Genomic DNA, 13,648 nt, shown 5'->3' on the forward strand with positions numbered 1-13,648 from the left:
TTTTTATAGGTTACTTTTTAATAATATTTCCTGATGCATCTGTAAAAACAGTGTACTTATTATCACCCCTAGAAATTTCAATTTTATATTCCTTCTTATCGTTCACATAGACTTTTTCAAGTTTTGTATTCGGAAAAGATTTTTCAATCGTTGATTTTACAGCATCAGGAATAGCATCTGATTTTATTTCACTGAATTCATCCTGAACTATTATTAACGATTGGCTCATTAAATCAATTATCGGAATTGCAGTTGCATTTACAGATAAACTTCCTAAAACAATTGCTGCAGATAAGATTAATTTTTTCATGGGACTGTTTTTGTTATTTAAAATTATTTTATAACACTTTTAATGATCAGTAGTAAACTATAATTAACTTCTCAGACAATAATTACTATCTGACTTATTATTTTTTGATAAAATTTCCTTGAGCATCAGTATAAACAGTAGACTTAACATCTCTGACAACTATGTCAATTTTATATTCTTTTTTAGCATTTACATATGCTTTATCCAATTTAACGCCAGGATAGGCATTGTCCAAAGCTGTTTTAATGGCAGCAGGAACCGCATCAACTTCTTTATATTCTTCCTGTGTTATAAGTATTGGAATAGTCGAATTTGTAATAACTGTATTTTTTGCTTGCATTGCCAAACTTCCCAGAATGACAGCAGCTGATAAGATTAACTTTTTCATAGCGATTCTTTTAAAAGATTGGTAACATTATTTTTTTATCCAGGTACCATCAGCGTTAGCAAAAAGAGAACCAACTTTGTCCCCTACTGTAACATCTAATTTATATTCTGATTTAGCATTTTTGTATGCTTTTGTCAATACCGCATCTGGATATGCCTTTTTAAGAGCTTCAGAAATTGCAGATGGCAATTCTTCTACTTTAATTTCTGTATATTCTTCCTGAACAGAAATTTCTATAACTGGAGTATTTGTTTTTGGAGTGGCTGAAGCAAAGGTAGTTAAACTTCCTAAAACGATTGCGGATAATAGAAATAAATTTTTCATAATATTTGTTTTTTATTTATATAATTATTTTAAGTGAATAATGGATTATTTTTGAATCCAGGTTCCGTCTGCATTAGCAAAAAGAGAGCCTACTTTATCTGCTACAGTAACATCCAGTTTGTACTCTGATTTAGCATTTTTATATGCTTTTGAAAGTACAGCATCAGGATATGCTTTTTTAAGTGCTTCTGTAACTGCTGCCGGAAGTTCTTCTAATTTGATTTCAGTATATTCATCCTGAATGGAAATTGTTTTTACGATTGAATTTGTTATTGGCGAAGTGGAAGCAAATGATGTTAAACCTCCCAAAACGATTGCGGCTGATAAGAATAAATTTTTCATGATAGTTATATTTTAATAGTGTTAACTTAATTTTAGTATTGCTTATTTGAATTTTCATATGAGAGAATTCATTATTGATTATTTTTGAATCCAAGTTCCGTCTGCATTAGCAAAAAGAGAACCTACTTTATCTGCTACAGTAACATCCAGTTTATACTCTGATTTAGCATTTTTATATGCTTTTGAAAGTACTGCATCCGGATATGCTTTTTTAAGTGCTTCAGTAATTGCAGCAGGAACTTCTTCCAGCTTGATTTCAGTGTATTCCTCCTGGACAGAAATTGTTTTTACAATAGTATTGAAAATAGGAGTTGTTGCAGCGAATGATGTCAAACCTCCTAGAACAATTGCGGCTGATAGAAATAAATTTTTCATAATTTATATATTTAATTATTAATAGTTGTTTTACTCTTTAGGTTATGAAATTATTATGCCGTAACCAAAGATTACTATGCCAAACCATCGGATCTATTGTTTTTATAGGGATTGTACGAAAAATGATTAAAATATCAAATTGTAAAAAAGTGTATACTATTCTAAACTCGTGTGTAAAAAGTACACAAAACGGTGTGTATTTATAATTTGAAAAGGAAAATTTTAGTAGTTTAAAAATCCGTACAGTATATTTGAATACATCGCCATAAAAAAAGCTACACCTATTGAAGATGTAGCTTTCATTTAAATATAATTGTATTGGTTTTTTTTAGAAATACGAGCCTGTTGATTCTAAAAATAAATTGTTGTTTGGGGCATTAGGATTTTGAGTTTATCTATCGTTGCTTTATCCATTGGGTTACCAACTAAGATTAATGTTTTAAGATTTTTTAAACCCCTCATTTTTTCAGGCAGCTCTTTTAGTCTGTTATTGGCTAAATTGATACTTACAACATTTTTTAAATTCTTTATTTTCGAAGAAATATGAGTTATGGCGTTGTCACTTACATTTAGAAATTCTATGTTTTTCGATTCAAATACTGTTTCGGGAATTTGCACAATACTGTTTTTTTGTAATTCGAGATACTTTAATTTTTTTGGCAGCCTCATTTTACCTAAATCATTTATTTGATTAGACGCAAGATTTAAATACATTAAATTTTTTATTTTATATAAGGAATCTGAAACATAACTTATCTGATTGCTATGCAGGTTGATCTCTTCCAGAGAAGGTATACTTAACAAAGCTTGTGGAAAAATACTTAAATTATTAGAGTCAAAATGGACAACTGTCAAATTCTGAAGTTTTGAAATATTTGAATTTATGGAGGTTAAACTATTGAGGTTGATCGAAAAAGTCTTCAGCTTTTTTAATTCCCCTATTTCATCCGGAATAAATTTAATACCGTTTTCGTTTAGATTCAGGATTTCAAGTTGCTTTAGAGTAAATAGTACTTTATCCATTTTTTCTAAATGATTACCCATTGCATTTAGAAAAAAAAGAGAATCCATTTTTATTAGACCGGAAGGAAGATTGTATAATCCTTTTGCCCTGAAACTCATACTATATACGGGTTTATTGACAAGGAGTGCCTCATCAATATTGGTATACGTAGGATATTTAACCGGGTCGATCTGTGCTTTTGCATTGCAGATTGAAAAAACAATGCTAACAAATAAAAGTAATTTTTTCATAAATATAAAAGCAGCCGGAATTTAATTCCGGCTGCTAAAATTTAAATTCGTTTATTATTTTTTTAGAAGTTTTACAGTTTTTTGAAAACCATCCGCTTCTATATTTAAAATCAGCATGTTTGAAAATTGAAGCTGTGATGCTAAATCTATTTCCATAATTGAACTTGTTTCTGAAAAGCTCTTTTTATAAACAATCTGCCCTAACATATTGTAAGCAGTAACTTCAAGATTGCTAAGATTTTCTGAATTTATCTGTACAATTCCAGAAGTAGGATTAGGCGATACAATAACATCATTTTGTGTTGGAATATCAATAGTACCTAAAGAACCATTTATACCTAAATTTTGTTTAAGCGCTATAACTATCGTTGCTGATTTTCCTTTGTAGTTAATCGTATTTCCTGTAGCATCAACATCTGTTGAAATTCCTGAATCCGGATGCTGAATAGAAAAGAATCCAAATTTATGATCCGGTGTAAAAGTAAGTCCGGTAGGTTCTGAACCAGCTGGCATAGAAGCAAAAAGCTTTACTTTAGGATTTGCCTGAGTATGATCTGGCGCTACTACCCAAATATAATTTTTTCCACCATCCTGAAGCACCCAAAGATTTCCTAACTCATCAAAAGTCAAGTTATCATTTCCGTCTCCCCATGTTTCAGATTTAACTCCTTCTGCCGTATCAAAAGAATATACTGTTGACAATCCACCTACAAAAACTTCTACTTCTGAAGCTGTTGTTCCATTATCTTTTAAACGATATACTTTGTTTAATCCTTTTGCTGTAAAGTATACTTTACTGTCTAACGGGCTTATTTCTACATCTTCTATTCCGTTGAATTTAGTACCTCCTAAAGATTCCGCCAAAGAAGTTGTGTTATTTTGATCCGCCTGTGTTTTATTAGGAACCTGAATCCAAGTTGCTGTTGTGCCTACAGGATTACCGTTGGTTATACCCTGATCCAATTTTAAAACATACAGGTTTCCTGAAGAAAGGTCATTTGGAGTATCCATCATAAATTTATAAACCATATGAGTTCCTCCGTCTTCACCATAATAAGCTATTGTTCCAGCATCATTAATCACTACGTTTTCGTGATTCATGATTCCCATTTGCCAAAGCTTTCCTTTGGTTCCATTGGTATTTTTAGAACTAACCTCTGCAGTTGCCGGATCAATTTCAACTAACCAGCCATAATCTTTGTAACCATCACCATTTATATCATTACCTGTTACAGATTCCTCTGCGGTAACTATGGTTCCCCATGGTGTAACTCCACCAGAACAGTTTCTGATGGTTTGCACCAAACTTGTTCCTGAAAAATCTACTGCTCTTGATTTTGTTAGTCCCCAAAGTTTTGTTGCAGCATCATAATTAATTTCTGCTATTGTAACGCCACCAGGATTTGTTTCATGATTTACTGAAAGATAACCATCTGTACTGCTGGACACACCATTTGTTTTTTTGGCTACATAACCGGTAAAATCATTCTGACCTCCAACGAATCCTCCTCCGTCAGTATAACTATCACCTTCTTTAAGAATCATTTGATATTTATGCTGTGTTGGAATAATCAATTTTGGAGTCTGTGCTGTAGGAACAATAGAAGTAAAACAGCTGATATGATTTCCGTCATTGCAAGAAGTATCCGGGGGTATAACTACTGGTGGAACTGTGTTTTTAAGATAAGCATCCATTCTTAAATCAGAACTGCTTGCTCCTCTGTTATGCAGTTCAATCGAAATTCTGTTAACTCCCTGAACAAAATTTGCTTTCGGAATAGAGAAAACATTGTAAATACTTTCAAACGCTGCGTCAATTGTTGTACTTGAAAGTGTATTATAGTCAATAGCGCCTGCCGGCATATTATCTCTTACTACCTCTACCCCATTCAAAAAAACTATAATTCCGTCATCTCTCATTACTCCCAATTCCATAGTGGCAGTAAGATCGGATAAATTAACAGTAAAATCTTTAGTAAAATAAGCCGTATTTAAAGGCTTAGTAATAGTTGTTGTCACAGGATCTCCATATCCTAATGGTCCGTTTCCTGAAGCCCATGCAGAAATATCAAAACCTGGATTTTTCCATTGATCGGCTAACTGTGCACCTTTGTCATCATAGCTCCATGATGAAGCTTTATCAAAAACTGTAGTCTGAGCCTGAATTGCTGAATTTGTGATTAATAAAAGAGCTGCAATTGAAAGTAAATTTTTTTTCACGGTATAGTATGTTTTGTTATACTATGCGAAGTTATTTTTCTATTACCGACTTTGTATTAAGCCTAATTTAAATAAACATGTTGGCAAATTAGCAAATCTTAAACTTAATGTTAACCCCTTAAGCTTAGGTTAATATTGCGCTTTACTCACATCTGTCAAAGAATTAATAAAAGCAACAAGCTGTTTTATTTCCTTTTGATCAAGATTAAGTTTATCGGGTGATAAGGTTTGGTTCTTAATTTCTAAACCCATTCCTTCAGCTCCGCCTTCGTTATAAAAGGCGATGACTTCTTCTAAAGTTGTAAAGGCGCCATTATGAAAATATGGTTTGGTAAGCGCTGCATTTCGTACTGTCATTGTTTTAAAAGAATTTTCATAAATCCATGATTTTTCTTTTTGCACGTTGCTGTTTATTCTCCCTTTATCGTCATCTATTTCAACAGGAGTTATTTGCAATGGATGCTTTGTTACTCCTAAAACTTCAGATTCATTTTCATTAAAAAACGGAGGTACTAATCCTGAAAAATGTGGAGCAAAATGACAGGTTGCGCAGGCCGCTTTTCCCATAAAAAGATTAAAACCTTTTTTGGCATCTTCAGAAATTTCTTTTTCGTTTCTCATAAATTTGTCAAAATCACTATTGAAAGAATATAAGGAAGCGACATAAGAACTTAGTGCTTTAGAGAAATTTTGTTTGGTAACATCTCCATTTTTAAAGGCCTTTTTGAAAGCTTTTTTATATTCAGGATTTGTTTTCAGCTTTTTGATGATACTTTCATAACTGGTGTTAAATTCCTGTTCATTATAAATTACATGTTCTACCTGCTGTTCCAAATAATAAGCACGCATATCATAGAAGAACCTTTTAGCAAAAACAGCATTGTATAAGGAAGGTGAATTTCTTAAAACCGTTTTGCCTTCTACATTACTTAATGATTTCGTTTTTAAATCGGTAAAAGCATTCTCGGGTAAATGGCAGGAGGCGCAACTCATTTTAGCACTATTGCTTAAACTTTGATCATAGAAAATCTCTTTCCCTAAAGATCTTAATTCAGCATTGTCTTCAGAAGGTTTTAAAAGTGTATAAAAATAAGGATCCAGGAAATCATCATTAAAAAAGTTTTTGTTATTAATGTTCCATCCTGAAATTTGTTTTAAGTCATCCGGGTTTTTATCCCAGTTCCCCAGCTCTTCATATAAAGGCTGAAGGTGTTTTTTATAAAACTCTATTCGGTCAAAAGTTTCAAAGTTTTTGTTTTTAGAAAGATAAACTATACTTCCGGACAATAGGGTTTCGGCTTTTTGAGTATCAAATTTTTTAAAGTAATCATCATTTTTAATGTACTTGTCAATTCCCGTTAAGGCATGTGAAGCTTCTTCAAAAACATTTAATGATCCGGGCGCATCAAAACCTGTAACACCCATTGTATAAATCCTAATTAGTTGTATTCGTAGCGGTAACGTTTTATTATTTCCCTCCAAAATACCATTCTTTATTGAACTCAGATAAAAATCAGTGTAGCTGTTGTAGAGAAAATCCGTGATTTCAACAATTTTATCCTGCTGTTCGCGAATTTCATCTGAGAAAATAAGTTCATCCAGCACCTGTAACCCTTCTGGAGGCAATGTATTCGAGGCTGTTCCTGTACCTTCTATATGAAATAATGGTGCAGCATTAAGATGTGTTTTAGAAAATTCAGGATAATGATAAGCAATGTAAAATTCTATTTCCTTATAGGAATTTCTGGTTTCTTTGAATGATAATTGTAAATCTCCTATTGAAATTTTATTCTTCTGAAAGAGATGCACATCAGATTTTAAAACCGATAATTTATCATTAAAATTTTTTAATCCCTGATTAATTGCAGTATTTGTAGCTATATATTCTTCTTCGGCAGGATTAAAAGACATTATTACAAAACCTATAAAAAGAGCAACAACAAGTAAAAAACAAGATTTCATGATTTTTTTTATGTGCAAAAGTATCTTCTTTAAGCTGCTCCAATTTTAAATTTGGATTAAATAATCAGTAGCTCATGGTTAAAAAATCATTACGGATTAAAATCTAAGGTTAACTTTCAAGGCATAAAAAAACCTCATTTTTCAATGAGGTTTTAGTTCTTTATTCTTCTATTGGCTTCATCTTAAAAGTGTCCATAAATGCAGTAGTGTAATCTCCTGCAATATATCTTGGATCATCCATTAATTGTCTATGGAAAGGTATTGTAGTTTTTACACCTTCAATGACAAATTCATCCAAAGCCCTGCGCATTTTGCTGATTGCTTCTTCACGAGATTGCGCTGTAGTAATTAACTTGGCAATCATTGAATCGTAATTTGGCGGGATTGTATACCCTGAATAAACGTGAGTATCTAAACGAACTCCATGTCCTCCTGGCATGTGAAGCGTAGTAATTTTTCCTGGCGAAGGACGAAAATCATTATAAGGATCTTCGGCATTAATACGGCATTCTATAGCGTGTAGTTCCGGCAAATAATTTTTTCCTGAAATTGGAATTCCGGCAGCTACCATAATCTGTTCGCGGATCAAATCATAATCAATAACCTGTTCTGTAATTGGGTGCTCTACCTGAATACGGGTATTCATTTCCATGAAATAGAAATTCCTGTGTTTGTCAACCAAAAATTCTACTGTTCCTGCACCTTCATATTTAATATATTCAGCAGCTTTTACAGCAGCTTCTCCCATTGCAGTACGCAATTCATCTGTCATGAAAGGTGAAGGAGTTTCTTCTGTTAATTTTTGGTGACGACGTTGAACGGAACAATCTCTTTCAGAAAGGTGACATGCTTTTCCGTATGAATCTCCCACAACCTGAATTTCAATATGACGTGGTTCTTCAATAAGTTTCTCCATATACATACCGTCATTTCCAAAGGCCGCAGCAGCTTCCTGGCGTGCACTTTCCCAAGCTTTTAAAAGCTCTTCTTCTTTCCACACAGCACGCATTCCTTTTCCACCACCACCGGCAGTAGCTTTAAGCATCACCGGGTAACCAAATTCTTTGGCTAATTGTTGTGTTTGTTCAAAAGATTCTAATAATCCGTCAGAACCTGGTACACATGGAACCCCTGCAGCTTTCATTGTAGCTTTAGCAGAAGCTTTATCTCCCATTTTATCAATCATTTCAGGGGCGGCACCAATAAATTTGATTCCGTGTTCCTGACAAATTTTAGAGAATTTAGCATTCTCAGAAAGAAAACCGTATCCCGGATGTATTGCGTCTGCATTTGTAATTTCTGCAGCAGCAATTATATTTGACATTTTCAAATACGATAAGTTACTGGGAGGCGGACCAATACAAACCGCTTCATCAGCAAATTTAACATGTAAACTTTCTGCATCAGCTGTAGAGTAAACTGCTACAGTTTTGATTCCCATTTCCTTACATGTACGAATTACACGAAGTGCAATTTCTCCTCTATTTGCAATTAATATTTTTTTAAACATCTTCTTTAAATTAGATAATTAGACAATTTGATTATTGGATAATTAGATTTTAGATACTTCCGAAAGTTCTAAAATATAAGAATCTAATGATCTAAAATTAAGATGGATCTACCAGGAATAATGGCTGGTCAAATTCTACAGGAGACATATCGTCAACAAGAATTTTTACAATTTTTCCTGAAACTTCTGATTCGATTTCGTTGAATAATTTCATCGCTTCAATTACACAAAGAACATCACCTTTTGAAATAACACTTCCAACTTCAGTAAACATTGGTTTGTCTGGAGATGGTTTTCTATAAAAAGTTCCAATAATTGGAGATTTTATAGTAATATATTTTGAATCTTCTGCCGGAACAGATGCTTCGCTGGTTACGTTTACAACAGCTGGAGCAGTTTGTGGAGTAACTGCTTGTGCAAGTTGTGCCTGTGCAGGCAATTGCTGTACATAAGTGGTTTCAGTAGTATTTCCTTCTAAAGTTGTTCTGATGGTGATTTTTACATCATCCATTTCTAACTTTACTTCTGCAACTCCCGAATTTGCTACAAATTTGATTAGGTTTTGAATTTCTTTTAAATCCATAATGATTCGTTTTTAGTTTTAATTTATTTTGTATCGTAAGCCCATTTCAGATAAATAGATCCCCAAGTGAATCCTCCACCAAAAGCGGCAAAAATAATATTATCTCCTTTTTTGAATAAATGCTCAAAGTCGTTTATTACTAATGGCAATGTAGCTGATGTTGTATTGCCATATTTTTCAATATTCATTAATACTTTTGAATCATCAAGATTCATTCTGCTTGCAGTTGCATCAATAATACGTTTGTTTGCCTGATGAGGCACTAACCAGTTGACATCTTCATTAGTCAGATTATTCCTTTTTACAATTAATTCGCTTGCATCAGCCATATTGGTTACCGCATATTTAAAAACGGTTTTACCGTCCTGCATAATATTGTGCTGCCTGTTTTTAACGGTCTCTTCTGTAGTTGGTATTAGAGAACCTCCAGCAGGAATTTTTAGAAAATCGCGCCCTACACCATCGCTTCTTAAATATTCATCCTGTAAACCTAAACCTTCATAATTTGGTTCGAACAAAACGGCTCCCGCTCCATCACCAAAAATGATACAAGTTGATCTGTCAGTATAATCTACAATTGATGACATTTTATCAGCACCAATCAACAATACTTTTTTGTATCTGCCTGACTGTATGTATGCGGCTGCAGTTGACATTCCGTATAAAAAACTGGAACAGGCTGCCTGTAAGTCATAGGCAAATGCATTTGTTGCTCCAATTTCTGTTGCAACATAAACTCCTGTTGCTGCTACTGGCATATCTGCTGTAGCTGTTGCCATTATTATCATATCGATCTCTAAGGGATCAATATTTGCTTTTGCTATTAAATCCTGAGCCGCTTTTATGGCAAGAAACGATGTTCCTTTATCAGCATCTTTAAGAATTCTTCTTTCTTTAATTCCGGTACGGGTAGTAATCCATTCATCATTCGTATCGACCATTGTTTCTAACACTTTGTTCGAAAGCACGAAGTCAGGAACATAAGCTCCAACAGCGGTAATTGCGGCTGTGATTGTATTCATTATATTCTATTATTTATTTACAAATACAGCGTATTTGTAAAAATTTTAAAAGACTTGAAAATTACAAAAAATAATTTAAACGTATTGTGGTAAATTTCCTTAAAACGAAAAGTTATATCCAACAAAAAAAACTCTCACATAGTGAGAGTTCTCATATCATTTAAAAAAATGTATTAAGCAACCGCTTCAGATTTATCGATAACAACTTGCCCTCTGTAATACATTTTACCTTCATGCCAGTAAGCTCTGTGGTATAAATGCGCTTCTCCAGTAATAGGACATGTAGCGATTTGAGCTACTGTAGCTTTATAATGTGTTCTTCTCTTATCTCTTCTTGTTTTCGAGATTTTTCTCTTAGGATGTGCCATTTTACTATATTATTTATCCGTTAATAGTTTTTTTAATTTGTCCCAACGCGGGTCAATATCTTCTTCTTGTTTACTCTCTTCTTTAATTTGCTTCGCCTGTTGGCTATCGCTCGGATCTTTAACTTTCAGTTCATTCAGCTTAATTAAGGCTTCTGTTTGCAGACTACCATCTTTAACTCCTGGATGAACACGTTTTAGCGGAACCGAAAGTGCAATCATCTCATAAATATATTGTGATACATCTAATTCAAATTCTCCATGCGGCAGGATCAGCAATTCTTCATTATCATTATTGAATTCATCTCCAAAACGAACAATGAGTTTCATTTTCCCTTTTAGGGGCAAATCAAAATCTTCACTGGTCAAATCACAAGGCACATTTACTGTTCCTTTGTGTTTGAAATTCAACTCTAACAGGTTGCTTCCTTTTTCTAAAACTAAATTTACTTTGATATCCGAATTTTGAAACTCTTCATAATCAAAGTTCTCAAAGAACTCTTTATTTATCTGATACTCAAAATGGTGTTTTCCTAACTTTAATCCCACGAAAGGAATTAAAAATTCTCTTGTTTTGCTCATCTCAACATCAATTTGACCAATTCATCTCTAAAACCAGATACCTGAATTGGGGTGCAAAGATATAAAATTATTATAAAACTAATAATCTTATTGACCTTTTTTTGTTTATAACTGTTTTTCTTTTATTTTAAGGGGTTTTTCATTAATCTCCTCGTATTGATAGCGCGAGCGATAAATATCAATAGCCAGATAAACTGCCTCTTTAAATGAGTTGCAATCTGCCATATCTTTTCCGGCAATATCGAAAGCTGTACCATGGTCTGGTGACGTTCTGACTTTATTCAGACCTGCAGTGTAATTTACTCCATTTCCAAATGATAATGTTTTAAAAGGAATCAATCCCTGATCGTGATAGGTTGCCACAATTGCATCATATTTTTCATATTGACCGCTTCCAAAAAAACCATCAGCAGGAAATGGTCCAAACACCATGGTCCCTTTTTCAAATATCTTTTTCAGAACGGGCTTTAAAATCAAATCGTCTTCTTTTCCAATTACTCCTCCATCTCCAGCATGAGGATTTAAACTCAATACAGCAATTTTTGGTTTCACAATACTAAAATCCTGAATCAAAGATTTTCTGATTGTTTCAATCTTTCTTGTAATTAATTCTTCCGTCAAATAGGAAGAAACTTCATTTAACGGAATATGATCTGTTAGTAAACCAATTCTTAAATTGTCCTGAACCATCATCATGAGAGCATTTCCTTCCAACTCCTGATTTAAATAATCTGTATGCCCCGGAAATTTAAATTCTTCTGACTGGATATTATATTTATTTATTGGAGCCGTTACCAAAACATCAATTAAATCTTCTTTTAAGGCTTTGGTTGCTGCTACAAATGATTTTATCGCATATTCACCTATTTTCTCATCGTTTGTACCCAAGTTAATATCAACACCTTCTTTCCAAAGATTATAAACATTTACTTTTCCAGTTACAATCTGATCTAATTTGTCAATTCCATGAAACTGAATTGTTGAGGTAAAGCTTTTTTTAACAAAAGAAAGAACCTTGGCATTTGCAAAAATAACCGGCGTACATAATTCCAACATACGAGAATCTTCGAATGTTTTAAGTATAACTTCGCTTCCAATACCGTTTAAATCTCCTATTGAAATTCCAACAATTATATTTTCTGCTTTTTTATTCATGACCTCAGGTTATTTATTACTAATTTTGATGTGCAAATTTAGTAAAATAAAACAACAATGTTTACAGGAATTATAGAAACCCTTGGAAGGATTCACGAAATACAAAAAGACCAAAATAATCTTCATATAACTGTCGATTCTTCTATTACAAATGAATTAAAAATAGACCAAAGCGTTTCACACAATGGAATATGTCTGACTGTTGTTGCAATAAAAAATTCTTTTTATACTGTAACAGCGATTGACGAAACCATTTTAAAAACAAATATTGGAAGCTGGAAAATAAACGACATCATTAATCTTGAAAGAGGGATGAAACTGGGTGATCGACTTGACGGACATATCGTACAAGGCCATGTAGATCAAACTGGAACCTGTACTAAGATTGAAGAAGCAAACGGGAGCTGGAATTATACATTTGAATATGATCATAACCTCAACAATATCACTATAGAAAAAGGTTCAATAACTGTTAATGGAGTAAGTCTTACGGTTGTTAATTCAAAAGCAAATGAATTTAGTGTTTCAATTATACCTTACACTTATGAAAATACAAATTTCAAAAATTTTCAACTGGGTACAAAAATCAATCTCGAATTTGATGTAGTCGGAAAATATATTGCCAGGCTTTATTCAATAAACAAATAGAGAGACAAGGATTAAAAACAAAAGCTTCAGTTATACTGAAGCTTTTGTTTTTAATCTGCTTTTATAAATTACTCTTATACCGAATAAGAAACCTAAAACCAAAAGAACTATTAAATTATCATCAATAGGTACAGCATTCGGGTCAGGAGGTCCTCCCCCCGGCTCTCCTGGACCAGCCTGTAAGTTTAATACCGCACCAAACAAAAACAAAACTACTATTAAAAACTTGTTTATTATTTTCTTCATACCAATGTAATTATCTGTAATTCAGAGTTATTATAACCTAATATTTGTTTTATAAAAAAATCAACATACTGTTCATTTATATATACATATGCAAATTTATAAATTTTCCTTAATAAACAATATTAAAATAAAAAAAAGCTTCATAAATAATTATGAAGCTTTGATTGTGGTCCCACCTGGGCTCGAACCAGGGACCACCTGATTATGAGTCAGGTGCTCTAACCAGCTGAGCTATAGGACCGGTTTGAGGATGCAATATTACTACTATTTTTTATTCACTGCAAATATTTTTAGGCTTGATTTTTATTTAATTTAAAAAGAAGCCTTTCCCTTTCAAAACAGGATTGATTTTCAATGGATTA

General features: G+C 33.0%; 16 protein-coding genes and 1 tRNA gene. 1 reads left to right on the plus strand and 16 read right to left on the minus strand.

Annotated elements, in window-relative coordinates; genetic code table 11:
- Nucleotides 1-10 precede the first annotated feature (10 nt).
- The 14 genes from ABI657_RS07240 to pdxA all read right to left on the minus strand — a co-directional run bounded on the left by ABI657_RS07240 (nt 11) and on the right by pdxA (nt 12,392).
- Nucleotides 11-310, minus strand: coding sequence for a PepSY-like domain-containing protein (locus ABI657_RS07240; RefSeq protein ID WP_348096574.1), 300 nt, complete (start codon nt 308-310; stop codon nt 11-13).
- Nucleotides 311-407: 97 nt separating this feature from the next.
- A complete protein-coding gene (locus ABI657_RS07245; RefSeq protein ID WP_348096575.1) occupies nt 408-698 on the minus strand; it encodes a hypothetical protein in 291 nt (96 codons plus the stop codon).
- A 27-nt stretch (nt 699-725) separates the two neighbouring features.
- Entirely contained in the window at nt 726-1,022 is a 297-nt protein-coding gene (locus ABI657_RS07250) for a hypothetical protein (protein WP_348096576.1), read from the minus strand.
- Between the two features lie 45 nt (nt 1,023-1,067).
- Nucleotides 1,068-1,364, minus strand: coding sequence for a hypothetical protein (locus tag ABI657_RS07255; protein ID WP_348096577.1), 297 nt, complete (start codon nt 1,362-1,364; stop codon nt 1,068-1,070).
- Nucleotides 1,365-1,442: 78 nt separating this feature from the next.
- On the minus strand, nt 1,443-1,739 hold the full coding sequence (locus tag ABI657_RS07260) for a hypothetical protein (protein WP_348096578.1): 297 nt from the start codon (nt 1,737-1,739) through the stop codon (nt 1,443-1,445).
- A gap of 351 nt (nt 1,740-2,090) precedes the next feature.
- Nucleotides 2,091-2,993: a leucine-rich repeat domain-containing protein gene (locus ABI657_RS07265; protein WP_348096579.1), complete on the minus strand. Its 903-nt coding sequence runs from the start codon at nt 2,991-2,993 to the stop codon at nt 2,091-2,093.
- A 54-nt stretch (nt 2,994-3,047) separates the two neighbouring features.
- Nucleotides 3,048-5,213: an alkaline phosphatase PhoX gene (locus ABI657_RS07270; RefSeq protein WP_348096580.1), complete on the minus strand. Its 2,166-nt coding sequence runs from the start codon at nt 5,211-5,213 to the stop codon at nt 3,048-3,050.
- Between the two features lie 129 nt (nt 5,214-5,342).
- Nucleotides 5,343-7,175, minus strand: a complete 1,833-nt coding sequence (locus ABI657_RS07275) for a cytochrome c peroxidase (protein ID WP_348096581.1) — start codon at nt 7,173-7,175, stop codon at nt 5,343-5,345.
- 160 nt (nt 7,176-7,335) lie between these two features.
- Entirely contained in the window at nt 7,336-8,685 is a 1,350-nt protein-coding gene (gene accC, locus ABI657_RS07280) for an acetyl-CoA carboxylase biotin carboxylase subunit (RefSeq protein ID WP_348096582.1), read from the minus strand.
- Between the two features lie 97 nt (nt 8,686-8,782).
- Nucleotides 8,783-9,268 (minus strand): acetyl-CoA carboxylase biotin carboxyl carrier protein, encoded by a 486-nt coding sequence (gene accB, locus ABI657_RS07285; RefSeq protein WP_348096583.1) that lies wholly within the window; start codon nt 9,266-9,268, stop codon nt 8,783-8,785.
- Nucleotides 9,269-9,291: 23 nt separating this feature from the next.
- On the minus strand, nt 9,292-10,290 hold the full coding sequence (locus ABI657_RS07290) for a beta-ketoacyl-ACP synthase III (protein WP_348096584.1): 999 nt from the start codon (nt 10,288-10,290) through the stop codon (nt 9,292-9,294).
- Nucleotides 10,291-10,463: 173 nt separating this feature from the next.
- Complete coding sequence (rpmF, locus tag ABI657_RS07295) at nt 10,464-10,658, minus strand: 50S ribosomal protein L32 (RefSeq protein ID WP_031455170.1); 195 nt, start codon at nt 10,656-10,658, stop codon at nt 10,464-10,466.
- 9 nt (nt 10,659-10,667) lie between these two features.
- Nucleotides 10,668-11,237 (minus strand): DUF177 domain-containing protein, encoded by a 570-nt coding sequence (locus ABI657_RS07300; RefSeq protein WP_348096585.1) that lies wholly within the window; start codon nt 11,235-11,237, stop codon nt 10,668-10,670.
- Nucleotides 11,238-11,342: 105 nt separating this feature from the next.
- A complete protein-coding gene (gene pdxA / locus ABI657_RS07305) occupies nt 11,343-12,392 on the minus strand; it encodes a 4-hydroxythreonine-4-phosphate dehydrogenase PdxA (RefSeq protein ID WP_348096586.1) in 1,050 nt (349 codons plus the stop codon).
- A 57-nt stretch (nt 12,393-12,449) separates the two neighbouring features.
- Between pdxA and ABI657_RS07310 the strand changes: the two genes are divergently transcribed.
- A complete protein-coding gene (locus ABI657_RS07310; RefSeq protein WP_348096587.1) occupies nt 12,450-13,040 on the plus strand; it encodes a riboflavin synthase in 591 nt (196 codons plus the stop codon).
- A 30-nt stretch (nt 13,041-13,070) separates the two neighbouring features.
- Here the strand turns inward: ABI657_RS07310 and ABI657_RS07315 are convergent, their stop codons facing one another.
- Together ABI657_RS07315 and ABI657_RS07320 are read right to left on the minus strand one after the other, a co-directional pair.
- Nucleotides 13,071-13,286, minus strand: a complete 216-nt coding sequence (locus ABI657_RS07315) for a hypothetical protein (protein WP_348096588.1) — start codon at nt 13,284-13,286, stop codon at nt 13,071-13,073.
- Nucleotides 13,287-13,453: 167 nt separating this feature from the next.
- A tRNA-Ile gene (locus ABI657_RS07320) sits at nt 13,454-13,527 on the minus strand.
- Nucleotides 13,528-13,648: the final 121 nt, after the last annotated feature.

The organism is Flavobacterium sp. (assembly GCF_039930565.1).
Classification (GTDB): domain Bacteria; phylum Bacteroidota; class Bacteroidia; order Flavobacteriales; family Flavobacteriaceae; genus Flavobacterium.

Bases quoted from the DNA above. Each gene is read 5' to 3' on its own strand.
- ABI657_RS07240 (WP_348096574.1), bottom strand. From the start codon at position 310: ATGAAAAAATTAATCTTATCTGCAGCAATTGTTTTAGGAAGTTTATCT.
- ABI657_RS07245 (WP_348096575.1), bottom strand. From the start codon at position 698: ATGAAAAAGTTAATCTTATCAGCTGCTGTCATTCTGGGAAGTTTGGCA.
- ABI657_RS07250 (WP_348096576.1), bottom strand. From the start codon at position 1,022: ATGAAAAATTTATTTCTATTATCCGCAATCGTTTTAGGAAGTTTAACT.
- ABI657_RS07255 (WP_348096577.1), bottom strand. From the start codon at position 1,364: ATGAAAAATTTATTCTTATCAGCCGCAATCGTTTTGGGAGGTTTAACA.
- ABI657_RS07260 (WP_348096578.1), bottom strand. From the start codon at position 1,739: ATGAAAAATTTATTTCTATCAGCCGCAATTGTTCTAGGAGGTTTGACA.
- ABI657_RS07265 (WP_348096579.1), bottom strand. From the start codon at position 2,993: ATGAAAAAATTACTTTTATTTGTTAGCATTGTTTTTTCAATCTGCAAT.
- ABI657_RS07275 (WP_348096581.1), bottom strand. From the start codon at position 7,175: ATGAAATCTTGTTTTTTACTTGTTGTTGCTCTTTTTATAGGTTTTGTA.
- accC (WP_348096582.1), bottom strand. From the start codon at position 8,685: ATGTTTAAAAAAATATTAATTGCAAATAGAGGAGAAATTGCACTTCGT.
- accB (WP_348096583.1), bottom strand. From the start codon at position 9,268: ATGGATTTAAAAGAAATTCAAAACCTAATCAAATTTGTAGCAAATTCG.
- ABI657_RS07290 (WP_348096584.1), bottom strand. From the start codon at position 10,290: ATGAATACAATCACAGCCGCAATTACCGCTGTTGGAGCTTATGTTCCT.
- rpmF (WP_031455170.1), bottom strand. From the start codon at position 10,658: ATGGCACATCCTAAGAGAAAAATCTCGAAAACAAGAAGAGATAAGAGA.
- ABI657_RS07300 (WP_348096585.1), bottom strand. From the start codon at position 11,237: ATGAGCAAAACAAGAGAATTTTTAATTCCTTTCGTGGGATTAAAGTTA.
- pdxA (WP_348096586.1), bottom strand. From the start codon at position 12,392: ATGAATAAAAAAGCAGAAAATATAATTGTTGGAATTTCAATAGGAGAT.
- ABI657_RS07310 (WP_348096587.1), top strand. From the start codon at position 12,450: ATGTTTACAGGAATTATAGAAACCCTTGGAAGGATTCACGAAATACAA.
- ABI657_RS07315 (WP_348096588.1), bottom strand. From the start codon at position 13,286: ATGAAGAAAATAATAAACAAGTTTTTAATAGTAGTTTTGTTTTTGTTT.